At 74.1% G+C, this 23,239-nt stretch carries 20 protein-coding genes and 1 tRNA gene; 12 read left to right on the top strand and 9 right to left on the bottom strand.

The window, feature by feature from the left end:
- Nucleotides 1-84: 84 nt before the first annotated feature.
- Both ACFU5F_RS11395 and ACFU5F_RS11390 read right to left on the bottom strand, forming a co-directional pair.
- Entirely contained in the window at nt 85-1,512 is a 1,428-nt protein-coding gene (locus ACFU5F_RS11395) for a sensor histidine kinase (RefSeq protein ID WP_383885250.1), read from the bottom strand.
- The gene (locus ACFU5F_RS11390) at nt 1,509-2,213 is read right to left on the bottom strand and encodes a response regulator transcription factor (protein WP_383885247.1); all 705 of its coding nucleotides are present in this window, start codon (nt 2,211-2,213) and stop codon (nt 1,509-1,511) included. The genes ACFU5F_RS11395 and ACFU5F_RS11390 overlap by 4 nt, the downstream gene beginning before the upstream one ends.
- Before the next feature lie 100 nt (nt 2,214-2,313).
- On the opposite strand from ACFU5F_RS11390, the gene ACFU5F_RS11385 reads away from it, so the two are divergent.
- Nucleotides 2,314-2,859 carry a hypothetical protein gene (locus tag ACFU5F_RS11385; protein WP_383885244.1) on the top strand — a complete coding sequence of 182 codons (546 nt, stop codon included), beginning with the start codon at nt 2,314-2,316 and terminating at the stop codon, nt 2,857-2,859.
- A gap of 82 nt (nt 2,860-2,941) precedes the next feature.
- Here ACFU5F_RS11385 and ACFU5F_RS11380 read toward each other — a convergent pair whose 3' ends face one another.
- Together ACFU5F_RS11380 and ACFU5F_RS11375 are read right to left on the bottom strand one after the other, a co-directional pair.
- Complete coding sequence (locus tag ACFU5F_RS11380) at nt 2,942-3,814, bottom strand: spermidine synthase (RefSeq protein ID WP_383885241.1); 873 nt, start codon at nt 3,812-3,814, stop codon at nt 2,942-2,944.
- Nucleotides 3,815-3,952: 138 nt separating this feature from the next.
- Nucleotides 3,953-4,327, bottom strand: a complete 375-nt coding sequence (locus tag ACFU5F_RS11375; protein WP_383885238.1) for a hypothetical protein — start codon at nt 4,325-4,327, stop codon at nt 3,953-3,955.
- A 258-nt stretch (nt 4,328-4,585) separates the two neighbouring features.
- Between ACFU5F_RS11375 and ACFU5F_RS11370 the strand changes: the two genes are divergently transcribed.
- On the top strand, nt 4,586-6,097 hold the full coding sequence (locus tag ACFU5F_RS11370; RefSeq protein WP_383885236.1) for a hypothetical protein: 1,512 nt from the start codon (nt 4,586-4,588) through the stop codon (nt 6,095-6,097).
- A 47-nt stretch (nt 6,098-6,144) separates the two neighbouring features.
- Here ACFU5F_RS11370 and ACFU5F_RS11365 read toward each other — a convergent pair whose 3' ends face one another.
- Complete coding sequence (locus ACFU5F_RS11365) at nt 6,145-6,744, bottom strand: histidine phosphatase family protein (RefSeq protein ID WP_383885234.1); 600 nt, start codon at nt 6,742-6,744, stop codon at nt 6,145-6,147.
- Nucleotides 6,745-6,974: 230 nt separating this feature from the next.
- On the opposite strand from ACFU5F_RS11365, the gene ACFU5F_RS11360 reads away from it, so the two are divergent.
- The 7 genes from ACFU5F_RS11360 (at nt 6,975) to ACFU5F_RS11330 (ending at nt 13,930) form a co-directional block, all read left to right on the top strand.
- A complete protein-coding gene (locus ACFU5F_RS11360) occupies nt 6,975-8,015 on the top strand; it encodes a phosphatase PAP2 family protein (protein ID WP_383885231.1) in 1,041 nt (346 codons plus the stop codon).
- Entirely contained in the window at nt 7,966-9,129 is a 1,164-nt protein-coding gene (locus ACFU5F_RS11355; RefSeq protein WP_383885319.1) for a hypothetical protein, read from the top strand. The genes ACFU5F_RS11360 and ACFU5F_RS11355 overlap by 50 nt, the downstream gene beginning before the upstream one ends.
- Nucleotides 9,120-10,745, top strand: coding sequence for a hypothetical protein (locus ACFU5F_RS11350; RefSeq protein ID WP_383885228.1), 1,626 nt, complete (start codon nt 9,120-9,122; stop codon nt 10,743-10,745). The genes ACFU5F_RS11355 and ACFU5F_RS11350 overlap by 10 nt, the downstream gene beginning before the upstream one ends.
- On the top strand, nt 10,742-12,085 hold the full coding sequence (locus tag ACFU5F_RS11345; protein WP_383885225.1) for an AAA family ATPase: 1,344 nt from the start codon (nt 10,742-10,744) through the stop codon (nt 12,083-12,085). The genes ACFU5F_RS11350 and ACFU5F_RS11345 overlap by 4 nt, the downstream gene beginning before the upstream one ends.
- Before the next feature lie 230 nt (nt 12,086-12,315).
- Complete coding sequence (locus ACFU5F_RS11340) at nt 12,316-12,678, top strand: hypothetical protein (RefSeq protein WP_275458218.1); 363 nt, start codon at nt 12,316-12,318, stop codon at nt 12,676-12,678.
- Nucleotides 12,679-13,188: 510 nt separating this feature from the next.
- Entirely contained in the window at nt 13,189-13,866 is a 678-nt protein-coding gene (locus tag ACFU5F_RS11335; RefSeq protein ID WP_383885222.1) for a bifunctional DNA primase/polymerase, read from the top strand.
- A tRNA-Lys gene (locus ACFU5F_RS11330) sits at nt 13,857-13,930 on the top strand. The genes ACFU5F_RS11335 and ACFU5F_RS11330 overlap by 10 nt, the downstream gene beginning before the upstream one ends.
- A gap of 79 nt (nt 13,931-14,009) precedes the next feature.
- On the opposite strand, the gene ACFU5F_RS11325 is transcribed toward ACFU5F_RS11330, so the two are convergent.
- On the bottom strand, nt 14,010-15,413 hold the full coding sequence (locus ACFU5F_RS11325; RefSeq protein WP_383885220.1) for a M6 family metalloprotease domain-containing protein: 1,404 nt from the start codon (nt 15,411-15,413) through the stop codon (nt 14,010-14,012).
- A gap of 386 nt (nt 15,414-15,799) precedes the next feature.
- On the opposite strand from ACFU5F_RS11325, the gene ACFU5F_RS11320 reads away from it, so the two are divergent.
- A complete protein-coding gene (locus ACFU5F_RS11320) occupies nt 15,800-17,701 on the top strand; it encodes a putative bifunctional diguanylate cyclase/phosphodiesterase (RefSeq protein WP_383885217.1) in 1,902 nt (633 codons plus the stop codon).
- Here ACFU5F_RS11320 and ACFU5F_RS11315 read toward each other — a convergent pair.
- From ACFU5F_RS11315 to ACFU5F_RS11305, 3 genes are all read right to left on the bottom strand, one after another.
- Nucleotides 17,692-18,792: an LLM class flavin-dependent oxidoreductase gene (locus ACFU5F_RS11315; RefSeq protein ID WP_383885214.1), complete on the bottom strand. Its 1,101-nt coding sequence runs from the start codon at nt 18,790-18,792 to the stop codon at nt 17,692-17,694. The genes ACFU5F_RS11320 and ACFU5F_RS11315 overlap by 10 nt on opposite strands.
- Nucleotides 18,793-19,056: 264 nt before the next feature.
- Nucleotides 19,057-19,788 (bottom strand): decarboxylase, encoded by a 732-nt coding sequence (locus ACFU5F_RS11310; RefSeq protein WP_383885211.1) that lies wholly within the window; start codon nt 19,786-19,788, stop codon nt 19,057-19,059.
- A complete protein-coding gene (locus ACFU5F_RS11305; protein WP_383885208.1) occupies nt 19,785-20,594 on the bottom strand; it encodes a decarboxylase in 810 nt (269 codons plus the stop codon). Before ACFU5F_RS11305 ends, ACFU5F_RS11310 begins: the two co-directional genes overlap by 4 nt.
- Nucleotides 20,595-20,750: 156 nt before the next feature.
- Between ACFU5F_RS11305 and ACFU5F_RS11300 the strand changes: the two genes are divergently transcribed.
- A complete protein-coding gene (locus ACFU5F_RS11300; protein ID WP_383885205.1) occupies nt 20,751-21,710 on the top strand; it encodes a D-2-hydroxyacid dehydrogenase in 960 nt (319 codons plus the stop codon).
- Nucleotides 21,711-21,729: 19 nt separating this feature from the next.
- Nucleotides 21,730-23,130: an amidase gene (locus ACFU5F_RS11295; protein WP_383885202.1), complete on the top strand. Its 1,401-nt coding sequence runs from the start codon at nt 21,730-21,732 to the stop codon at nt 23,128-23,130.
- Nucleotides 23,131-23,239 lie beyond the last annotated feature (109 nt).

The raw sequence follows: 23,239 nt of genomic DNA, 5'->3' as shown, positions 1-23,239 counted from the left end.
GACCGACACATGCGTGAGCCGTGTCACACACCGAAGGGTCGCCCGCGAAGGCCACCGTGACCGCGCAAGATCGCCCACCACGGGTCAGCCGCCACCGTCCCCGGCCCTCGCGGGGGCCGCCTCGAAGTGTTTGCGCCGGTGTATCGCCACCGCCCGGCGCCCCCGCCGGGCCGGCGGCCTGCCGCCCCCGGCGACCCCGCCTCCGTCGAGCTGGAGCCAGATCCGTACCTCGGTGCCGCCCAGCACCGACGACCCGAGCCGGACGTCACCACCGGTCGACTCGGCGAGCCTGCGCACGATGTCCAGGCCGAGCCCCGTCGAGCCGTCGCTGCCGGAGCCGCGCCCCCGGGCCATGGCGGCCTCGGGATCGGCGATGCCGGGCCCCGCGTCGGAGACCAGGACGATCACCGCGTCCTCGGCGTCGTGGACGTCCACCGCGAAGGCCGTGCCCTGCTCCGTGTGCCGGAAGACGTTGCCGAGGAGAGCGTCCAGCGCGGCGGCCAGGTCGGCGCGGGCGACGGGTGTGCGGACCGGGCGCTCGACCCCGGCCACCCGCCAGGTGCGGCCCTCGTCCTCCGCGAGCGCCGACCAGAACGCCATCCGCTCCCGGACCACCTCGGCCGCGTCGCACCCGGCGCCGGGCCCCGCCGGCGCCGTCCGCGGCTTCGCCTCCCGTGCCGTGCGGATGATCGTGTCGACCTCCCGCTCCAGCTGCTCGACCGCCGCCCGCGTCTGCTCGGCGGCCGGCCCGTCGCCGAGCGAGGCCGCGTTGAGCCGCAGCACGGTCAGCGGGGTGCGCAGCCGGTGCGACAGATCGGCCGCCAGCTCCCGCTCGTTCGCCAGCAGTTGCACCACCTGGTCGGCCATCGCGTTGAACGCCGTCGCCGCCAGCCGCAGCTCCTTGGGCCCCTCCTCCGGCACCCGCGCGCCCAGCTGCCCCTCCCCCAGCTGCCGCGCGCTCTCCACCAGCCGCCGCGCGGGCCGGACCATGCGCACCCCGAGCCGGTCGGCCACCGCCACCGAGCCGACGATCAGCAGGGCACCCACTCCGGCGAGCACCGCCCAGGCCGTGGCGAGCCCCCGGCTCACCTCCGCCTCGGGCACGTACACCTCCACGACGGCTATCGCGCCGGAGCCGATCGCGGTGGGCTGCAGCAGTGTGGATCCGCCGGGCACCTCCGTGGTGGAGGCCCGGCCCAGCTTCCGCACGGTCGCGATGTCCCGGTCGGACGCCCGCTGCCGCCCCAGGTCGAGCGCGGCGGCCCCGGTGCCGTCCGCCGGCAGGTGCACCGCCACCCCGCCGTCGGACCCGACCGAGGCGACCACCCGCTCCAACTGCTCCCGGTCGGTGGTGATGGAGAGCGCCGGGGCGATCGCGGCCGCCTCCCGCTCGGCGCCGGAGAAGGCCCGGTCCCGTGCCATCTCCCTGACGACCAGCCCGAGCGGCACCGCGAAGGCCACCACGACCATCACCGTCACCGCCAGACACACCTTGACCAGGGCCCACCTCATGGCCCGGCTCCCGCCCCCGGCGGTTCCAGCTTCACACCGACCCCCCGCAGCGTGTACAGATAGCGCGGCTTCGCCGCCGTCTCCCCCAACTTCCGCCGCAGCCAGGACAGATGCACGTCGATGGTCTGGTCGTCCCCGTACGACTGCTGCCACACCTCGGCCAGCAGCTCCCGGCGCGCGACAACCACACCGGGCCGTCCCGCCAGGAACGCGAGCAGGTCGAACTCCCGCCGGGTCAGGTCGAGCGGCACGCCGTCCAGTGCGGCCCGGCGGCGCAGCGGGTCGATCGCGAGGCCGCCGACCCGGATGACCGGGGAGGGGGCCGCCTCACCGGCGAAGGCGCGGGAGCGGCGCAGTACGGCCGCCATCCGGGCGGACAGGTGCTCGACCGAGAACGGCTTGGTCAGGTAGTCGTCCGCGCCCGCGTTCAGCAGGCGGACGATCTCCGCCTCGTCGTCCCGCGCGGTCGCGATGATCACCGGGACGTCCGTGATGCCGCGCAGCATCTTCAGCGCCTCCGAGCCGTCGAGGTCGGGCAGCCCGAGGTCGAGGACGACCACGTCGAACCGGACGTGCGCCACCTCGCGCAGCGCCTCCAGGGCCGTACCGACGCTGCGCACGGTGTGTGCGGCGTCCGTCAGATGCCTGATCAGCGCCGAGCGTACGAACTGGTCGTCCTCGACCACGAGCACACTTGCCATGCGCCGCACCGTACGCCAAACGGGCCGGGCCGGTCGGGGCCTGTGGATAACTCACGCGACGCCGGCTCGGCCACGACACCACCGGGGCCCGTGGGGCAGGATGGCCGCGATGCGCAGAGGACTCCTTCACGTACTGGCCTGGCTGCTCGCCACGGGCGCGGCGGTCACGGTGACGTGGTGGGGCGTCCACACGGTCATGGCCGGCACGGCCTACGACCCGCCACGCGCCCTGCCCATCACGGCCGCCGACGCGCGGGACCCTGATGCGACGGCGCCGCCCGTCACCGCGACGGCCCGTCCGCAGCCGTCGGAGAGCTCCGGGGCACCGGCGCGCGGGGCGGACGAGCCGTCCCCCGCCCCCTCGAAGCCGCCGGGGTCCACGAAGCCGAGTCCCGGTCCGAGCACCGGCGCCCCGGCCGACGCGGGCAAGGTCAGGGCGTACGACACCGAGGGCGGCCGGGTGGTCCTCTCGCTCGGCGAGGACTACGCGACCCTCGTGTCGGCGACGCCCGGCCCGGGCTGGTCGATGCAGGTGTGGAAGACGGAGTCCTGGATCCGGGTCGACTTCGCCGCCGGCGCGGACCGGGTGTCGGTGTTCTGCACCTGGCACGACAGCGCGCCCCGGGTGGACGTCCAGAACTTCTGAGGAGGAGCGGTGCCGCCCTCCACGGGCCGGCGCGGCCACGCACGCGGGCCCCGCGAGCCGTTACTTCTGGAAATCGGGGACGTCAGCGGAACACCGACGACGGCGGTGCGGGAGAGGCCACCGCGCCCGCGTCCGACACCACCGGAGCGCCGCCCGTGAAGTCGGTGAGCGCCCTTCCGTGCTCGACCCGGCCGGGGTGCGGGTCGGAGGCGGCGCGACGGGTCAGTTCGGCGACGGGGAGCGGCACACCGGAGGCGACGAGGACCGCGTTGCCGAAACGTCTGCCCCGCAGCACGGTGGGGTCGGCGATCAGCGCCAGTTCCGGGAAGACCGCGGTGGCGGTGGCGATCTGGCCGCGCAGATGCGCCAGCGGCGGGCCGTCGGCGACGTTCGCGGCGTAGTACCCGCCGGGCCTCACCACCCGCCGTACATCCGTGAGGAACTCCGTCGACGTCAGGTGCGCCGGGGTGCGCGCGCCGCTGAACACATCCGCTATGACCAGGTCCGCCCAGCCGTCGGGCACCTTCGCGAGTCCCTCGCGCGCGTCCGTCGAGCGCACCCGTATCCGGGCGTTCGGGTCCAACGGAAGCTCTCGTCTGACGAGTTGGACGAGGGCGGCGTCCCGCTCGACGACCTGCTGGGTGGAGCGGGGGCGAGTGGCGGCGACGTACCGGGCGAGGGTGAAGGCTCCCCCGCCGAGGTGCACGGCGTGCACGGGCCGCCCTGCCGGGGCGACGAGGTCGATGACGTGCCCGAGCCGGCGCTGGTACTCGAACGACAGGTACGCCGGGTCGTCGAGATCGACGTGCGACTGCGGCGCCCCGTCGACCAGCAACGTCCACGCCCGCGGCCGGTCCCGGTCCGGCAGCAGCTCGGCGAGCCCCCCGTCGACCTCCTCGACCACGGCGCCCACGTCCTGCCCGCGCCGCCCCTGCCCCTTCTTCGACCTGCCCATGAACTCATTATCGGACGCGGGGCACCCGGTGCGCGCCGGGCGCCGGGGGCGCCCCTTCAGGGGCGGGGAACTGCGCGACAAGCCACGACGTACCGGCACCCGCCGCCGCACAGAACCCCTACGGCGACCGGGCGCACCTCACTGACAATTGTCCGCGGCCTCGATCAACCGCGCCGCCTCGTCCAGCGCGGCCCGCAACACCGCCGGATCGGTCGCGAGGTCCACCTCACCCGGGGGCAACAACCAGCCCGCCCCCTCCGGAGGAGCCAGCACCGCCCCGCGCCCGTCGCTCTGCGTACAGGTGCTCCCGGGCACGTCCCACGCGTCGGCCGTGCCGGGCGGCACCAGGAACCCGAGGGTGTCGCAGGTGTCGTCGTGCAGAACGGGCCCGACCGTCATGACGGGCCCCATCACGTCGAGGGCGCCCCGGCGGAGGATGTCGACCGCCTCCAGGCCCTGCCGCGCGGGCACGGTCACCAGGTCGCACTCGGAACGGGGTTCGTGGTTCTTCATCCGGGCCTCCCACGCCTACCAGCCCCCTGCACAACGCGCCGCCCCGTCAACGGCTACGGCGAAACTGCGCCGCAAAGGATGGCAGTTCATGGCATATCCCGGATGAGATATCCGGTTTGTAGCCAAACCTCGCGTGGGGGCCTCGATCGGGCGGGTACGTTCTTGCCCCGCCGGACACAGCGGAACCAACCGTGCAGCACGCACACAAGTCCTACTGAATCCGGCATGGTTCGACGGTTCGCGAGAGAGGGCCCGGCCATGGCGTCGTCATCGGTGACCTCGTCCCAGTTCCCCCGGCCGCAGCGGCCGAACCTCGCCTTCAGACGGCTGCGCGGGCAGCGTTCGCCGGGCGAGTTCGCCTCGGCGGTACGGCGGGCCGCGCTGGAGATCGGCGAGCGGGTGAGCTGTGACGCGCGGTACGTCGGGCGGGTCGAGTCGGGCGAGATCCGCTGCCCCAACTACGCCTACGAACGGGTGTTCCTGCACATGTTCCCCGGCCGGACACTGACCGACCTGGGGTTCGCGCCCCGCGCGGAGGTACGCGGTCGGGGGGCGCGCCCCGCCGAGGAGGCGCCCTCCCCTCGCTACGAGAGCCGCTCTCACCCCTCACCCGACGTGAGGGGTGAGACGGAAGGGACGTACGAGCCGTATGACACGCAAGAGATGTACGACATGCAGGACCCGCGGGGCGACACGGGCTATGTGCGCGGCCGGCGGGGCCCGCAGCACACGTACCGGAACCACGAGGAGAGCGACGTGCAACGTCGCGCATTCATGACCGGGGGTACCGCCGCGGTGGCGGCCGCCTCGCTCGGCCCCCTCCCCCTGGGGGGCGCGGCCTCGGCCGCCGGCCGTCCCGTCCACCGGGCGGGCACGGGGGAGGCGGGCGCGCTCGAAGCCGCCGTACGCAAGATCCGGCTGCTGGACGACCGGCACGGGGCGGACGGGCTGTACCGCAGGGCCTCGGCACCGCTGCGGGCGGCGTACGCGCTGCTCGACGCGGGCACCACCCGGCAGGCCACCGCCGACCGGCTGTACGCGGGGGCGGGGGAACTGGCCATCTCCGTGGGCTGGCTGGCCCATGACTCGGGGCGCTTCGACGACGCCCGCTCGCACTACGCGGAGGCGCTCGCGACGGCCCGGATGTCGGGGGACGCGGGACTGGAGGCGCACGCGTTCTGCAACACGGCGTTCCTCGCGCGCGACGCCGGCCGGCCGCGTGAGGCGGTACGGGCGGCGCAGGCCGCGCAGCGGGTCGCCCGGCCCCTCGGGTCGCCCCGGCTGATGTCCCTGCTGGCGCTGCGGGAGGCGGGCGGCTGGGCGGGGCTCGCCGACCGTACCGGCTGCGAGCAGGCGCTGGCCCGGGCGCACGCCCTGTACGGGCGGGGGGCCGCCGAGGCCGACCCGGAGTGGATGAGCTTCTACGGGGAGGCCGAGCTGGAGGGCCTGGAGGCGCAGTGCTGGTCCACGCTGGGCGACTGGTCCCGGGCGGCCCGGCACGCGCGCCGGGCCGCCGGTCTGCAGAACCCGCACTTCACGCGGAACATCGCGCTCTACACCGCCGAGCTGGCCGACGACCTCGCGCGCGGGGGTCGGCCCGACGAGGCCGCGGCGGCCGGCCTGCGGGTCCTCGACCTCCTCGACGAGGTCCAGTCCTCGCGTGTGCAGCAGATGCTGGCGGGCACGGCCCGGGTGCTGCTGCCCCACCGCCGGGCCGCGGGGGTGTCGGCGTTCCTGGAACGGCACGCGGGGGTCGCGCGGACGGCCTAGGGCCTGCGCAGGCCGCTAGGGGGCTGTCGACGGCCCGCCAGGTCCCGTCAGTGGCCCGTCAGGTGCCCCGTGTCGTTCCAGGACTCGATCGCCGGGTCGCCGTAGGCCCAGCCGAGGACCGACAGGGACGTGGGGCTGAGGCGGACACGGCCGGCGAAGGCGAGGCCGAGGCCCAGCCAGCGGGCGGCTATGGAGCGCAGGACGTGCCCGTGGGCGAAGACGAGGACGTCGCGCTCGGCGGAACGCGCCCACGCCACGACCTCGTCCGCGCGCGCGGAGAGCTGTTCCAGGGTCTCCCCCTCGGGGACGCCGTCCCGCCACATGAGCCAGCCGGGCCGGAAGGCCTGGATCTCGGCGGGGGTCAGCCCCTCGTACGCCCCGTAGTCCACCTCCATGAGCGTGTCCCACTCGGTGGCGCGGTCGCCGAAGCCGGCCAGTTCGCAGGTCTCACGCGCGCGGGAGAGGGGACTCGTCCGGATGTCGGCACCGGGCAGCCCGTCCAGGGGTGCCCGGTGCAGACGCTCGCCGAGGAGCTTGGCACCGCGCCGGCCCTCTTCGAGGAGCGGGATGTCCGTCCTGCCGGTGTGCTTCCCGAGCAGGGACCATTCCGTCTGTCCGTGCCGGGCCAGCAGGATGCGCGGTGCCATGAGCGACCTTTCGGGGGCCTTCTGCGAGAAGGGAGAATTGGGAGGCGGATGCTTCCATCATCGCGCACCCTGTCCGGGGGCAACCCGAGAGGCGATCTCTGCGTCTTGGACATCGTCTTGCACAAGGGCCACCACAGCACCACCTACAGATGAACACCGCGTACCACCAGGTACGGATGAGCACCGCACACAGGTGAACACCGAGGCACACAGATGGGGGAGGACGTCGGATGCCGCAGACCGAGGCGACCGAGGCACCGGTAGACAGAAGGACCGGCGCACCGGTTACCGAGGAGGCTCCGACCGCGCGGGCCCGGTGGTGGACCGAGCTGCCGCTGATCCTGCTGGTGTACGGGGCGTACTCGGCCGGCCGGCTCCTGGCGCGCGGCGACACCGCCCACGCCGTCGACCACGGCCTGGCGATCCTGCGGTTCGAGAAGGCCCTGTGGCTGAACGCCGAGCATCCGCTGAACCGGCTGTTCACCCGGGAGCCCTGGATCGGGATACCCGCCGACTTCTGGTACGCGTCGCTGCACTACCTGGTCACGCCCGCGATCCTCGTGTGGCTGTTCCGGTCCCGCGCCGTGCGCTACCGCGCGGCCCGCACCTGGCTGCTGACCTCCACCTTCATCGGCCTCATCGGCTTCACCCTGCTCCCCACCTGCCCGCCCCGGCTGCTCGACCCGGCCCACGGCTTCGTCGACACGATGGCCCAGTACAGCTCCTGGGGCTGGTGGGGCGGTGAGGCCAGCGCTCCCCGGGGCCTGGGCGGCATGACCAACCAGTACGCGGCGATGCCGAGCCTGCACGTCGGCTGGGCCCTGTGGTGCGGGGTGATCCTCTGGCGCCTCGGGAGCGGCTCGCGCCTCGTGCGGACGGCCGCCGTGGCGTACCCGCTGATCACCACGATCGTGGTGATGGGCACCGCGAACCACTACTTCCTCGACGCGGCCGCGGGCGCCGCCGTGATGGGCGTCGGTCTGCTGCTGACCCCGCTGGTGCTGCGGATCGCCGACCGGTGCCGGGCGGCGCTCGGTCTCGCGGCGGCCGGCACGGCGGCCGGGGACCGGTCCGGCGGCGTCGGCGGGCGGCGCGCGGAGGTGCCCGTCACTCCCGCCACCACGGCCTCGCGGGGCGCGGGTTCCCCCATTGTCAGTGGGGAGTGCCAGACTTCCCCGGGTGAGCGAATTCCACGGCAGCGGATCATCGAGCCCGAGCCGGGTGCCGTCCCCGCGGAGGCGGAGGACGGGGCTGCGGCACCGGCTCGCTGAGCTGCGCGGACCCGAGGTACCCCCCAAGGCGCTGGACGCGCGCGCCCTCGCCGCGCTCGCGGCCAACCCGGGCTGTGAGCGCCGCGCGCTGCTGGACGGCGCGGGGGTGAACAAGGCGGAGCTGGCCGGCGCGCTCGGCTCGCCCTCCGCCTTCGGCCAGTCCCAGTTCGCCTTCATGCGGGGCAACGCGTTCGAGGCCCGCGTCAAGGCGGACGGCGGCGCGGAGCTGCTGCGGCTGGTGCACGAGAGACTGGACCCCGGCGCCGAGCCCCCGGTGTCGGCCTCGGTCCCCGACCTCACGGCCGTGGGCCCCGAGGGCCGCACCGCCCGGACGGCGCTGGCGCTGCGCGAGGCCACGGAGACCGGCGGCTGGACCCTGCTCGACCACCCGATGCTCGCGCTCGACGTCGCGGGCACGCCCGCGTTCCTGGAGCCGGACGCGGTGGTGGTCCACCCGGACGGCACCTGGTCGGTCGTCGAGATCAAGTCCTTCCCGATGCTCGACGGCTCGGCGGACGCAGCGAAGGTGGGCGCGGCGGCCCGCCAGTCCGCGGTGTACGTGCTGGCGCTGGAGGAGGTCGCCGCCCGGCTCGGCGGCGAGCCGCGCGAGGGCGCCCCCGCGCCCGAGGTCCGCCACCGGGTGCTGCTGGTCTGCCCCAAGGACTTCACCAACCTCCCGACGGCCGCCGCGGTCGACGTCCGCAAGCAGCGGGCGGTCACCCGCCGCCAGCTGAACCGGCTGACCCGGATCGAGGAGATCGCGGACACCCTCCCCGAGGGCACCTGCTTCGCCACGGACCTGCCCCGGGAGCGGCTGACGAGCGCCGTCGAGGCACTGTCCGCCAGCTACGCCCCCGAGTGCCTCGCCGCCTGCGAGCTGGCCTTCCACTGCCGGGCCCGCTCCCGCACGGACGGCGCGGTGACCTCGCTCGGCCGGGCCGCGCGCGCCGAGCTGGGCGGCCTCACCACGGTCGACGAGGTCCTGGCGGCGGCCCACGGCCGGGCCGGTGACCCGGACGACCCCGCCGTGGCCGCGCTGCGCCGGGCGGCGGAGCTGCGGGCGGAGGCGCTCGCCACCGCGGGCGCCGCCCGGGAGGGCGCCGCGTGTCGCTGATCGCCACCCTCGCCCGCCTCGAAGCCGTCAGCTCCGGCCGCGCCCAGCCCGCGGCCACCGTCCTGCACCGGCACCTCTCGGACCGCCCGCTCGTCCTCGTGCCGCTCACCACCGCCGGTGAGGCCGGGGCCCCGCTCGGCGCGCTCGTCGGCACCGACCGGGACGCGCCCCGGCTGCTGGTGGTGCCCCAGCCCCGGGACCGTGACCTGCGGTTCGCGTTCCTGACCGAGCTGGCGGACATCGTGCTGCCGTACGTGGACTCCTTCGCCGACGTGGTGGAGACGGCCGAACGCGCCGAGACCGACCCGGAGACCGGCAAGCGCGTCAAGGTCGAGGTCGAACTGTGCGCGGACGCACCGCAGTTGATCCTGCCGAGCCGGACGGGCCTCGACCTCGTGCGGCTTCTCGGGCGCTCCACCCGGTTCCGGCGCACCGCCGAGCAGGACCCCGAGGCGCCGTATCCGGCGCCGCCGCGCGTGCCGCTGCTCGGCCGGTGGCTCACGCACTTCGGGGAGCGCGCGCGGGTGCCGGGCTCCTCTCTGCTGCTCGCGCTCACCGACCTGCTGTCGCGGCACTGGGCGACCGGGCAGTCCGGGGTGGAGGACCAGCATCTGGGGTCGCTGCTGGCCTGGATCGACCCCCCGGAGGGGGAGTCGGGCGAGGCGGCGGCGCGCCGGGCCGAGCTGGCGCGGGACGCCGAGGGCCAGCTGCTGTGCCCGCCCGCCGGGCCCGCGACCGACCCGGCCTTCGACAACAAGCTGCTGGCCCCGGCCGTCGAGCGGTACGACGGGGCGCGCCTCGCGCTGGCCGCCGCCGAGGACGGTCTGGAGGCCGACGACCGGCTGGGCGCGCTGACCGCCGCCGAGCGGGAGATCCGGGCCCTGGTCGAGAGCCGCACCCGGCCCACCTGGGACGCGGTCTGGCACGGCCTGGACCTGCTGCGCACCCTGCCGGAGGGCGCCCACGCGGCCGACCGGTGGACCCGCGACCGCTGGTCCTTCACCGGCCACCGGGACCGGATCGTCGCCGGGGAGCCGCCGCAGCCACGGATCGACGACGCGGTCACCGCCGCGAACAAACTGGCCGCGCGCGAGCGGGAACAGGCCCGGCTCGACGCCCAGGAGGCCCTGGACGACCCGCTCGTCATGGCCGGGCGGCGGCTGGCCGGGGAGGCGTTCGCCGGTGAGGTCACGGATGTGGTGATGGCGTACAGCGAGAGCAAGCGGCCGAGCCCGCGGCCGCTGGTCACCGTACGGACCCAGGACCGGCCACATCTCGGGGAGCGCGCGAAGGTGTACCGCTCGCTGGGCGGGAAGCCGCAGACGGCCGAGTTCGTGGGGTACGAGGGGTCCGAGGCGGGCACTGAGGGCGAGGGCCCGGACGGCGGCCTCCTGGTGCTGCGGATCATGGACAGGATGGGGCGGGGCAAGGAGCCGGAGGCGGGCTCGGTCCCCGAGAAGGGGGACGCGCTCTGTTTCACCCTGTTCGAGCACGACCAGCGGGGCGGGGCGAAGCTGCCGGACCCGGAGGACACCCCGTGGACGCACGGCGGGCCGCCGGGTGAGCCCGACACCGTGCCGCTGCCGGACCCGGTGACCGAGGAGGACGTGCTGTGACCCCCACCGAGGCCGTGCTCGACCCCGGGGCCGCGGCGGGCCGGGCCACCGACGCCATCCTGCGCGACACGCTGCACGGCGACGCGCGCGGTGTCGTCGTCGACTCGCCGCCCGGCGCCGGGAAGTCGACGCTCGTCGTCCGCGCGGCACTCGAACTGGCCTCCGCCGGGCGCCCGCTGATGGTCATCGCGCAGACGAACGCGCAGGTCGACGACCTGGTGATCCGGCTCGCGGAGAAGAACCCGGACCTCCCGGTCGGCCGGCTGCACAGCAGCGACAGCGACCCGTACGACAAGGCGCTGGACGCGCTGGCGAACGTGCGGAAGTCGGCGAAGGCGACCGAACTGACCGGGCTGGACGTGGTGATCTCCACGGCGGCGAAGTGGGCGCACGTCAAGGGCGTCGAGCCGTGGCGGCACGCGATCGTCGACGAGGCGTACCAGATGCGGTCGGACGCGCTGCTGGCCGTGGCGGGGCTGTTCGAGCGGGCGCTGTTCGTGGGCGACCCCGGGCAGCTGGACCCGTTCGCGATCGTGGGCAGCGAGCAGTGGGCGGGCCTGTCCTACGACCCGTCGGCCTCGGCGGTGTCGACGCTGCTGGCCCACAACCCCGACCTGCCCCAGCACCGGCTGCCGGTGTCCTGGCGGCTCCCGGCGTCGGCGGCGCCGCTGGTCTCCGACGCGTTCTATCCGTTCACGCCGTTCCGCAGCGGCACCGACCACGGGGACCGGCGGCTGGGGTTCGCGGTGCCGTCGGACGGTTCCGGTGCGGACCGGGTGATCGACGAGGCGGCCGCGTCGGGGTGGGGGCTGCTGGAGCTGCCGGCCCGGCACACGCCACGCACCGACCCGGAGGCGGTGCACGCCGTCGCCCTGGTCGTACGGCGGCTGCTCGACCGGGGCGGGGCGGCGACCTCCGAGCGGTCCGAGGAGCCCGTGCCGCTGACCGCCGACCGGATCGCCGTCGGCACGGCCCACCGCGACCAGGCCGCCGCGGTGCGCGCGGCGCTGGCCGGGCTGGGCGTCACCGACGTGGTCGTGGACACGGCGAACCGGCTGCAGGGCCGGGAGTACGACGTCACGGTGGTCCTGCACCCGCTGTCCGGGCGCCCCGACGCGACGGCGTTCCACCTGGAGACGGGACGGCTGTGCGTCCTCGCCTCCCGGCACCGGCACGCGTGCGTCGTGGTGTGCCGGGCGGGCGTCGGCGATCTGCTCGACGACCATCCGTCGACCGAGCCGGTGCAGCTGGGGGTGACCGTGAAGTTCCCGGACGGCTGGGAGGCGATGATGTCGACGTGGGACCACTGGTCCGAGCACCGGGTGACCGGGCGCCCCTGACCGTTCCGGCGGCTTCCGGTGCCCGGCTCGGGGGCGCGTGGCGCGGGGCGGGCCCGGCGGACGCGAGCGGGGCGGCGCCTCCCGGACGCAGGTGTGCGGGGGGCCGCGGATGGAAAGCCTCGGCAGGGTCGGTGCCTACTTGCGCGGTCACGGGAGAATGGACGGTGGCCCTCCACCCGGGACGCCCCCGGGGACCGGCCCACCGAACCGTCGTACGAGGAGGAGAAGACATGGCGGAGCCCACGCCGCGTCGGAACGAACCGCGGCTACGCCCCGCGCCCCTGCTCTTCGAGCCGGCGGAAGCGGCCGGCGATCCCGAGCACTTCTTCGACCTGGAGTCGATCGACGATCCGCGGGCGCTGCTGTCGCGGGCGACGGAGTTGGCGCAGGCGTTCCGGGCGGCGGCGGACCGGGCCGTGGAGTTCCAGGCGATCGCGGCGGCGCAACTGGCGGACCCCCGGCGGTTCGACCGGCTGACCCCGGCGGACATCGCGGAACGGGCGGAGTGGACCGAGGACTACGCCAAGAAGATGGTGGAGTACGGGCGGGAACTGCAGCGGGGGCGGGACGTGAGCGGCCCGGAGTCCCTCTGAGCCGTGTCCCTCCGGGAGAGGGGGTCGCGGGGCGGGGCCGGACGGCCGGTGCGACAGGTGACCACGGCCCTGGGCCGGGGCTGAGCACAGCCGGGGGATGAGCCGCACTGGCGCCCAGCAGCCGGGGAGTCACGGGGAGTCACGACAATCAGTGCCCAGCAGCCCAGAGCTGCACCTGACCGACGCTGGACGGCACACGGCGGCGCGGGCTGTCCCCCACACCGGTCGCCCGGGGCACCGGCACCGGCCCGGCCCCCCCCACCCCCCCCCCAGGGGCCCCGCCCGCGCCCGCCCCCCCCCCCCCAGGCACCCCCCCGCCCGGGCGCTCGCCCGCGGGGGGGGCGCGCCCCGGCGCCAGAGAGGCGCGGGCGCCCCCGCGGCCGGGGCCAGCTCGTACGAAACAGCGTCTGGCATATGCCGGGTGGGCAAGATACCCCACTTGCCCACCTCACGTCCCAGTTTCCGGCAACCGCCCGGGGTCGGGTGCTCACAGGCGGTAGATCTAGAGGTATGAGCGCTGGAGTGGGGACGGGCAGGTACCCGCAGGACGGGGACGACGTCGCGGGGGTCACGGCGGACGGGGCGGCTTGGCTGGCCTCGGCAGGAACGTATCCGCGCAGCAGCCTGGCGCTGTGGGAGGAGCGACCCTCCGCGCCGGTGGTACTGCCGTGCGGGACCGTCTTCGACGTCGTCAGCGTGCCGGCGATCTTCGGGCGACGCATGCTCGACCGGCTGTGGGACGAGGGCCCCGGCTCCGGCCCGGTCGCCGTCTACCGGGGGCGCACGCTGTTGTTCGCCTCCCCCGGCACCGCCCACCGGCTCCCCACCCTGCTGGCGTGGGAGGAGTGGGGTTCCCCCGGCCGCACCGGCGCCGTCCCTCCGCTCCTCTGTCACGGCACCGGTGACGCGGTGACCGTCCCCGCCGTGCTCGGCACCGAGCCCGAGGACGGCGGAGCCGGCACCGACGAGGGCCGCGGCAGCACACCGGACGTGCCCGGAACGAGCCGCCTCGGATCGCGCTGGCTCGTCGCCCCGGACACCCGCCGGCCCTGGCTACCGGGGCCCGAGGTACTGCTCTGGGCGGCCGTCCGGGCGGCCCGCGCGAGCGCCTCCGCGACCGTGCGCGTATCGATTTTTCCTCTCGTCGATCAGGGTGCTAAGGTCTACGACGTCAGCAGGCGCCGCTAGCTCAGTTGGTTAGAGCAGCTGACTCTTAATCAGCGGGTCCGGGGTTCGAGTCCCTGGCGGCGCACGACACGAGAGAAGCCCCTCGCGCAAGCGAGGGGCTTCTCTCGTTGTCCCGGCAACGCCTCGCCCCGGCGCCCGCGCCCCTACCACTCCGTCGTGATCCGCACCGTCCACGCCCCCGAGGCCGTACGCCCTTCCACGGCCACCCGTACGCCCTCCCCGGGCACCGAGAAGCTCTCCCCCACCCGCACCGGCGCGTCCGCCAGCGGCGGGTACACGGACTCCTCCCAGCAGGCCTCGGTGCGCGGATGGGCGTCGAGGACCTCGATGGGGCCGCTGCCCGACTCGGCGCCGCCGCGGATGCGGTAGACGAGGACGCCCTGGGTGCAGACGGCGGCGTCGTTGCCGACCGCCCCCCGCGCCTCGATCGCCAGCACGCTGTCGGGACCGGTCCGGACGACCGCCAGCTTCGTTCCCTGTCCGGCGCCGAAGGCCGGCACCCCGGCCGGCCCCCCGACCGAAGGAGTCACCCCGCCCGCGCCCGTTCCGACCGCACCCGCGGCGCCGCCGCCCGCCCGTCCGACGACCTGGCCGTCCACGGCCCGTCCCGTCCCACCCGCCTCGGTCTCCCCCTCGTACGCCCCTCCCGGCCCCGCCCCCACCGCCTCCAGCGTCAGCCGGGTGCTCCCCGCTCCCCGTACGCACGTCACCTGGCCCGGTTCCAGCCAGCCCAGTTTCCACTTGTGCCAGGCGAACAGGTCCGGGGCCAGCGCGAACTGGCTGCCCATGAGGTCCCAGTCGCCGACGTGGGTGTCCCAGTCGCCCTTGCCGTCGGCGGGGCGGTGATAGAGGTCGGGGAGGTCGAAGACATGGCCGGTCTCATGGGCGAGGACGAGACGGTCCGGCGGGTGCCGCTCGAACACGGTGACGACCCGACGCAGGCCCGTGCCGTCGATGTCCAGCGGTGTCTCGAGGTTGACCACCTTCGTCGCGTCCGAGTCGACACCGGGCGCGTGCGGGTCGGCGACGAAGTACACGATGTCGTAGCGGGAGAAGTCGACGTGCGGGTCGGCCGTGGCGAGTGCGTCCCTGAGATAAGCGGCCCGGTGGGTCGCGTTCCAGTCACGCCGTATGGCGTACGCCGTCGACGGCCGGGGCATCTCCAGCCACTCACGACGCGGATGGGGGCGGAGCGCGAACTTGCCGTACGACGCGCGTTCGAAGAACTCACTGGTGGCCGGAAAGTGATCCGCGGTCAGCTCGGCCGGTGTGGTGAGAGGGGCCGCGTCCGGGAATGACAAGAATACGAGTACGGCGTCGAGGTCGCGGGTGGGGCGCGGATACGCGGAGTTCCAGGTGTCGAGCCCCTCCGAGTGGTGCGCCTGGGTGCGCCGCAGCGTGCAGGGCTCCGACAGCGGTACGGCGGAGGGAGCCGCGATCAGGGAGGTCGCGGCGAGCGCGGTGAGGGAGGTGAGCATGGCCGCAGTGCTGCGCAACACGGGCGCCCGGTCGCCTAGGAGTTCCTTCCAGGGGAGCGGACGCTGCACGGAGACCTCCGGATGCGGATCTTGTGGACACCGCGTCCAGATTTTCTGAATTAGTAGTACTTTGCCCTGTTTGTCTGCACCAGAAGGGTGAGGGACAGGCGAGAAGGAGCCGGATGACCTCTGATGGCCGACACCCCGGACACTCACGGAACGTCACAAGCGGTCGACGGAACGGGGAAGCCGTTCAGCTCGGGGCAGAAACGATCTGCCAGATCAGGTCGTTGTTCAGGGAGACTGGAGAGTGGCTGGAAGGCCTTCGGGGCAGCCTCTATGATCGGCACACTTTCCTGCACGGACACGGCTTGAGCGCCCCTACGTACCGGTTCGGCCGCTCCGACGAGACACATGAGATCCGTACGAAAACGAGTGCACTGCGGGAGCGAACGGTGAGCGGAACGTCCCAAGGGCCGGCGCCCGCGGCAGACCTCGTCCGGCCGGCGATCACAGAGCGTCACGCCAATGCGTCAGTTCAGTCGTCCCGGTCGTCGGAGGAGAGTCCCACGACCCCCGCCGCCTTCTCCGTCGCGCCGCTGGCCATGGCCGTCGTCGACCGGGACGGACTGGTCGTCACCGCCAACGGGGCGATGGGGACACTGCTCGGAACGGGCACGGAGCCGCTGGCCGGACGGGTCGCCGCAGATCTGGTGGACCTCGCCTCGGACACCCGCACCTGGCACGCGTACCGCGAGGTGCTGCGCGGCCGGCAGGCCCGGTTGCGCTGCACGCGCCGACTCAAACAGCCGGACGGGACCTGGCTGTGGGTGCAGGTGGCGGTGGCGCCACTGCCCGAGGAGGAGCGGGCGGTGCTGCTGTCGGTCGCCGACATCAGCGCCAACCGTCAGCTTCAGGCCAGGCTCCGCCACCTGCAGATGCACGACCCGGTGACCCGCCTCCCCAACCGCACCCTCTTCTTCGAACAGCTCTCCGCCGCCCTCGAACGGGAGGCGTACGACGAGGTCGGCACCGGCCGGATCGGCCTGGTCTATCTGGACCTGGACGGGTTCAAGGCGGTCAACGACACCCTCGGCCACCGGGTCGGCGACCGGCTCCTCGCGGCCGTCGCGGAGCGGCTCACCCGGTGCGCCGACGAGGCCGCCCTGCTGCGCAAGGCCGGTACGCCCGCCGGGGCGCCGCTGGTGGCCAGACTCGGTGGCGACGAGTTCGCGCTGCTGGTGGAGGACTCCACCGGCACGGAACAGCTCGCCGACCTCGCCGACTCGGTCCTCAAGGCGTTGCAGGCGCCCTTCGACCTGGCCGGTCAGCGACTGTCCGTCTCCGCGTCGATCGGAGTCGTCGAGCGGCAGTCGACGAGCACGACGGCGACCGGCCTCATGCAGGCCGCCGACACCACGCTGTACTGGGCGAAGGCCGACGGCAAGGCCCGCTGGACCCTGTTCGACCCGGAGCGCAACGCCCACCGGATGACCCGTCAGGCCCTGTCGTCCACACTGCGGGCGGCCGTCGGGCGGGGCGAGTTCGTCCTGGAGTACCAGCCGCTGGTGGGCATGGCGGAGGGTGAGGTGCGCGGGGTCGAGGCGCTGGTGCGCTGGCATCACCCGCAGTTCGGCCTGTTGACGCCGAATCGGTTCATCTCACTGGCCGAGGAGGACGGCTCGATCGTCCAGCTCGGGCGGTGGATCCTCGCCACCGCCTGCCGGCAGGCCCGCCGCTGGCAGACCGACCACCCCGACCGGGCGCCGATCTTCGTCAGCGTGAACGTGGCCGTCCGTCAGGTCTGGGACTCCGACCTGGTCGCCGATGTCGCCGAGATCCTCGCGGAGACCGGCCTCGCCCCCCACCTGTTGCAGCTGGAGCTGACCGAGTCCGCGCTCATGGGCTCCGCCGGCCGCCCCCTCCAGGCGCTCAGGGCTCTCAGCGACATGGGCGTACGGATCGCCATCGACGACTTCGGCACCGGGTACTCCAACCTCGCCTACCTGAGCCGGCTGCCGGTCTCGGTGCTGAAGCTGGACGGGGCGTTCGTCCGGGGGTTCCAGTACGAGGGCGGGGAGGAGGGAGCGGGGCCCGGCGGGGCCGGACCCGCGGCGGGTGACGTCGCGGACGCCGGGCAGCCCAGCCCCGCCGACGAGATCATCGTGGAGGCGCTCGTCCAGCTCGCCCACCGGCTCGGGCTGTCGGTCACGGCGGAGGGCGTGGAGACCGACGCGCAGGCGTCACGGCTGCGCCGGCTCGGCTGCGACACCGGGCAGGGGTGGCTGTACTCCCGCGCGGTGTCACCGGAACGGATCGCGGAACTGCTGGGGGCCGCGGCCTGCCCTCAGGCCTGACCCCCGGTGCGCGGCATGTCGTAGGCGTCCGCGATCAGCTCGTAGGAGCGCAGGCGCAGGTCGGCGCTGTGGGCGTGGGTGGTGAGCATCAGCTCGTCGGCGCCGGTGCGCTTGTGGAGGTCGTCGAGGCGCGTGCGGACCTCGTCGACGGTGCCGTGCACGACGTCCGCGTTCCAGGAGTCGATGAAGTCCTGTTCGACCGCACTGAATTGGTGCGCCTCCGCCTCCTCAGGCGTCGGGACGAGGCCGGGGCGGCCGGTGCGCAGCCGGACCATGTTGAGCGCGGCGGCCCTGACCTGACGGCGGGCCTCCTTCTCCTCGTCGGCGGCGAGGGCGGAGACACCGATCAGCGCGTACGGGGCGTCGAGGACCGATGAGGGGCGGAACGACTCGCGGTACAGGTCGAGCGCCGGGATGGTGTTGCGCGCGGAGAAGTGGTGGGCGAAGGCGAAGGGGAGGCCGAGGGAGCCGGCCAGGCGGGCGCTGAAGCCGGAGGAGCCGAGCAGCCAGATCGGGGGCCGGTGCGGGGACTGCACGCCGCCGGGCGAGGTGCTCTGGACCGGGCCCGGGACCGCGTGGACACGGCGGTAGGGGTGGCCGTCGGGGAAGTCGTCGTCCAGGAAGCGGGTGAGCTCGGCGAGCTGCTCGGGGAAGTCGTCGGCGCCTTCGTCGAGGCGGGCCGAGCGGCGCAGGGCGGCGGCGGTGGCGCCGTCCGTGCCGGGGGCGCGGCCGAGGCCGAGGTCGATACGGCCGGGGGCCATCGCTTCGAGCGTGCCGAACTGCTCCGCGATCACCAGAGGGGCGTGGTTGGGGAGCATCACGCCGCCCGAGCCGAGGCGGATGCGGGTGGTGTGGGCGGCGAGGTGGGCGAGGATCACGGCCGGGGAGGACGAGGCCACGCCCGGCATGGAGTGGTGCTCGGCGACCCAGTAGCGGTGGAAGCCCCTCCGCTCCGCTTGGCGGGCGAGGGTGACGCTGGTGCGGAGGGCGTCCGTGGCGGTGCGGCCGGCGCCGACGGTGACCAGGTCGAGGACGGAGAGGGGGAACGGGGCCGTGCCCTTGGTTTCGCCTCGTATCTCGTCTGTGGTCACGGTGGGGCCTCCTGGGGCGGGTGGGTGGTGCGGGGGTGCGATTTCCGGTTAACAGGAGGGTGGCTCCGGTTATTCCCTCGCCCCCGCCGCCCCTACCCGTCCCTCCCACCTCCCCCGCTCTCGGCCTCGTTCGAGCGGGAGGTGCCCCCATCAAGGGGTTGCGCCCCTTTGACCCTGATCTGCCGCTTGGTGAGGGCTGGTCGCGCGGTTCCCCGCGCCCCTGGACGAACGGCCTGCGGCCCGTTCGTCCAGGGGCGCGGGTGGTCATGCCTGCACGATGGGTTCCCTGGTGAACAGCTGGCCCAGTTGTGGTGCGTTGATCCTCCTGTCGGCCAGCCTCAGGGCCTCCCAGAGTGTGACCTGGTTGGCGGTGAGGACCGGTTTGCCGAGCTCCTTCTCCAGGGTGGGGAGGTGGGAGGCGGTGTGGAGGGCCGTGTCCGGGAGGAGCAGGGCCTCCGCGTCCGGGTGGTCGCCCGCGCGGGCGAGGGCGAGGGTCTCGTCGAGGCCCCAGGTGCCCACCTCCGCCGCCGTGACGATGCCGGCGCCCCGGACGGAGAGGACCTCGATGCCGGCCGCCGCGAGGAAGCCGGCGAAGAGACGGGCCACGTCGTCCGGGTAGGTCGCCGCCACGGCGACCCGGGTCGCGCCGATCTCCCGGGCCGCGTGGGCGAAGGCGAAGGACGTGGAGGAGGCCGGCAGGCCCGCCGCCCGGGCGAGGGCGCGGATCTGCTCGTGGGCGCCCTCGTAACCGTGAACGAAACTGCCGCTGGTGCAGGCCCAGACGACGGCCTCCGCACCGGACAGGCGCAGGGCCTCGCAGCCGGCGGCCAGCCGTTCGGGGGCGCCCATCTCACGCAGGGCGTCCACCCGGTGGGCGTCCTCGCCGATGTCGGTGTGCACCACGTCCACCCGGATGTCGCTGCCGAGCAGTTGCTCCATCCGCGGATAGTCGTCCTCGGCGGAGTGGCCCGGATAGAGGAAACCGAGTGCGGTCATGCCCAACCTTCCTGTTCTTCCGGCAGTACCGGCGGTGGCGGAACAGGCCCCGCACCGAACGGCTGCCTGGCCGACTCGTCGAGCAGAGCCTGGTACGGACCCACCGCCCGGGTACCCAGATGACGCAGTGCCGCCCACATCGTCACCTGGTTGGCCGAGATGACCGGCATCCGCAGTTCCGCTTCGAGCTGGGGGATGACGTCGTACGTGGGGAGATTGGTGCAGGCGATGAAGAGGACGTCCGGGGTCGCGGCGCGGACCGCCCGGTGTGCCATGGCGACCACATCGCGGTAGGGGACCTTCCAGATGTGCCGGACCAGCCCCAGCGAGGCCCGGCCGGTGACCAGGATGCCCGCCTGCGCGAGGAATGCCTCCAGGGAACGGGTGACCGACACGGTGTACGGGGTGACCAGGGCGACCCGGCGCGCGTCCAGCTCGGCCAGGGCGGCGAGCAGCGCGCCGGAGGTGGTGACCGCGTGCGCGGCGCCCGCACGGATCATGGCCTCACCCATCGCGCGCTCCCCCGCGACCCCCGCGACGAAGCTGCCGCTGGTGCAGGCATAGGCGACGGTCTCGGGCGCGACCTCGTTCAGGGCCCGGACCGCCTCGTGGAGCGTCTCGTGCTCGGAGACCAGGCGGGCCAGGTGGAGGCTCACCTCGACCGGCACGTACGGGGTCCGGGTGAGATGGAGGGAGACGTCGTCCGGTACCCACCGCCACAGTTCGCGGTCGAGGGCGAAGTCGAAGGGGGCGATGACGCCGATGCCGCGCTGCGGTCGGGGTCCACCGAGGAAGGAGACGTTCATGACGGTCACCGGCCTCACGGAGAGAGATGTGCGGACGACAGAACGTGCGCAAGTCCGTGTTGACGAAGGTAGGTTCGGGTGCGAGCGTGGTCAATCAGTGCATGTCACACGCATCTCGTGGGGTGGCCGGTGTCCTCTCTCGTCCCTTCCTCTCCCGTGGCCTCGTCACGGCGTCCGCACCTCCTCGTCCTCGACACCGAGCCGCGCCCCCGGCTCGGCCGGCTCACCGGGCGGGCGACGGTCGAGTACGCCGACGCCGCGACGCTGGCCGAGCGGCTGCCCTACGCCGATGTGCTGCTGGTGTGGGACTTCACCTCCCCCGCGGTGCGGGACGCCTGGCCGGACGGCGGGCCCCGGCCGCGCTGGGTGCACACGGCGAGCGCGGGCGTGGACCATCTGCTCTGCCCCGAACTGATCGCCGACGAGGAGGTGGTGGTGACGAACGCGCGCGGGGTCTTCGAGGCGCCGATCGCCGAGTACGTCGCCGCGCTCGTCCTCGCCATGGCCAAGGATCTGCCGCGCAGTGGGGAGCTGCAGGGGCGGCGGGAGTGGCGGCACCGGGAGACGCTGCGGGTGGCGGGCGGCCGGGCGTGCGTGGTGGGGTCCGGGCCGATCGGGCGGGCGATCGCGCGTCTCCTCAAGGCCCTCGGCCTGCACACGGCGCTGGTCGGCCGGACCGCACGGCCCGGAGTGCACGGTCCGGAGGACCTCGACCGGCTGCTGGCCCGTGCCGACTGGGTGATCGCGGCCGCACCGCTGACGGATGCGACGCACGGCATGTTCGACGCCCGGCGGTTCGGGGTCATGCAGCCGTCCGCGCGCTTCGTGAACGTGGGGCGCGGGCAGCTCGTGGTGGAGGACGCGCTCGTGGAGGCGCTGCGCAAGCGGTGGATCGCGGGGGCCGCGCTGGACGTCTTCGCGCGCGAACCGTTGGGCCCGGACGACCCGTTGTGGGAGGTTCCCGGGCTGATCGTCTCTCCCCACATGAGCGGGGACACGGTGGGCTGGCGGGACGAACTCGGCGCCCAGTTCGTGGAGTTGTTCGAGCTGTGGGAGGCGGGCAAGCCGCTGCCCCACGTGGTCGACAAGCAGCTCGGGTACGTGCCCGGGCAGTGAACCCCCTGGGAGGGGCCGGATGTCGAAGCTGACGGAACTGTCCGCCGTACGACTGGTCGAGGGGTACCGCAAGGGCGAGTTCAGTCCCGTGGAGGTGACCCGGGCGACGCTGGAACGGGCCGAGCGTGTGCAGCCGGCCGTGAACGCCTTCGTCCGGATCGACACCGAACCGGCCCTCGCGCGGGCACGGGAGTCGGAGGAGCGCTGGCGGCGCGGGGAGCCGGCCGGGGCGGTCGACGGGGTGCCGGTCACGGTCAAGGACATCCTGCTGATGCGGGGCGGACCGACCCTGCGGGGCTCCAGAACGGTGTCCGCGCAGGGGAGTTGGGACGAGGACGCGCCTTCCGTGGCCCGGCTGCGGGAGCAGGGTGCCGTCTTCCTGGGGAAGACCACGACGCCCGAGTTCGGCTGGAAAGGCGTCACCGACTCGCCGCTGAGCGGGGTGACGCGCAATCCGTACGACCTCTCGCGTACGGCCGGGGGCTCCAGCGGGGGCGCCGCCGCGGCCGTCGCGCTCGGGGCCGGGCCGCTGGCGCTGGGCACGGACGGGGGTGGCAGCGTGCGCATCCCGGCCGCGTTCTGCGGAGTTTTCGGACTGAAGCCGACGTACGGGCGGGTGCCGCTGTATCCCGCGAGCGCGTTCGGCACGCTGTCGCACGTGGGGCCGCTGACCCGGGACGCGGCCGACGCCGCGCTGCTGCTGGACGTCGTCGCCCGGCCCGACGCGCGGGACTGGTCGGGGCTCGGACCGCCGACCGGCTCCTTCGTGGACGCGCTCGCCGGCGGGGTGCGGGGGCTGCGGGTCGCGTACTCGGCCTCGCTGGGCGGGCAGGTCGCCGTACAGCCCTCCGTCGCCCGCGCGGTGCGGCGGGCCGTGGAGGGGCTCGCCGGGCTCGGGGCGTACGTCAGCGAGGCCGATCCCGACTTCTCCGATCCGGTCGGGGCGTTCCACACGCTGTGGTTCAGCGGGGCGGCGCGGGTGACGCAGCGGATGGGGGCGGAGCAGCGGGCGTTGCTGGATCCCGGGTTGCGCGAGATCCGGGACGTGGGGGCTCGGGTGTCCGCGCTGGAGTATCTGGCCGCGGTGGACGTGCGGATGGATCTCGGGCGGCGGATGGGGGCGTTCCACGAACGGTACGACGTGCTGGTCACGCCGACGTTGCCGGTGACCGCGTTCGAGGCGGGGGTGGAGGTGCCGCGGGGTTCCGGGGGACGGCGGTGGACCGCTTGGACGCCGTTCACGTACCCGTTCAACCTGACGCAGCAGCCGGCGGCGAGTGTGCCGCTGGGAGTGGAGGGGGGTGGGCTGCCGGTGGGGCTGCAGGTGGTGGCGGCTCGGCACCGGGACGATCTGGTGTTGCGGGTGGGGCACGCGTTGTACGAGGCGGGGATCGCGGGGGTGGCTGCGCCGCGGCTCTGAGGGGTGCGTTGTCGGGTGCGGGCCCGGTGGGGCTTCTCGCGCAGTTCCCCGCGCCCCTAAAGACACAGGCCCTGCGGGCCTGAACGGCCAACGGTCTGCGGGCCTGAAA

Source organism: Streptomyces sp. NPDC057438 (genome assembly GCF_042802995.1).
Lineage (GTDB): Bacteria > Actinomycetota > Actinomycetes > Streptomycetales > Streptomycetaceae > Streptomyces.
This window is presented reverse-complemented; position numbering and strand designations above follow the sequence as displayed.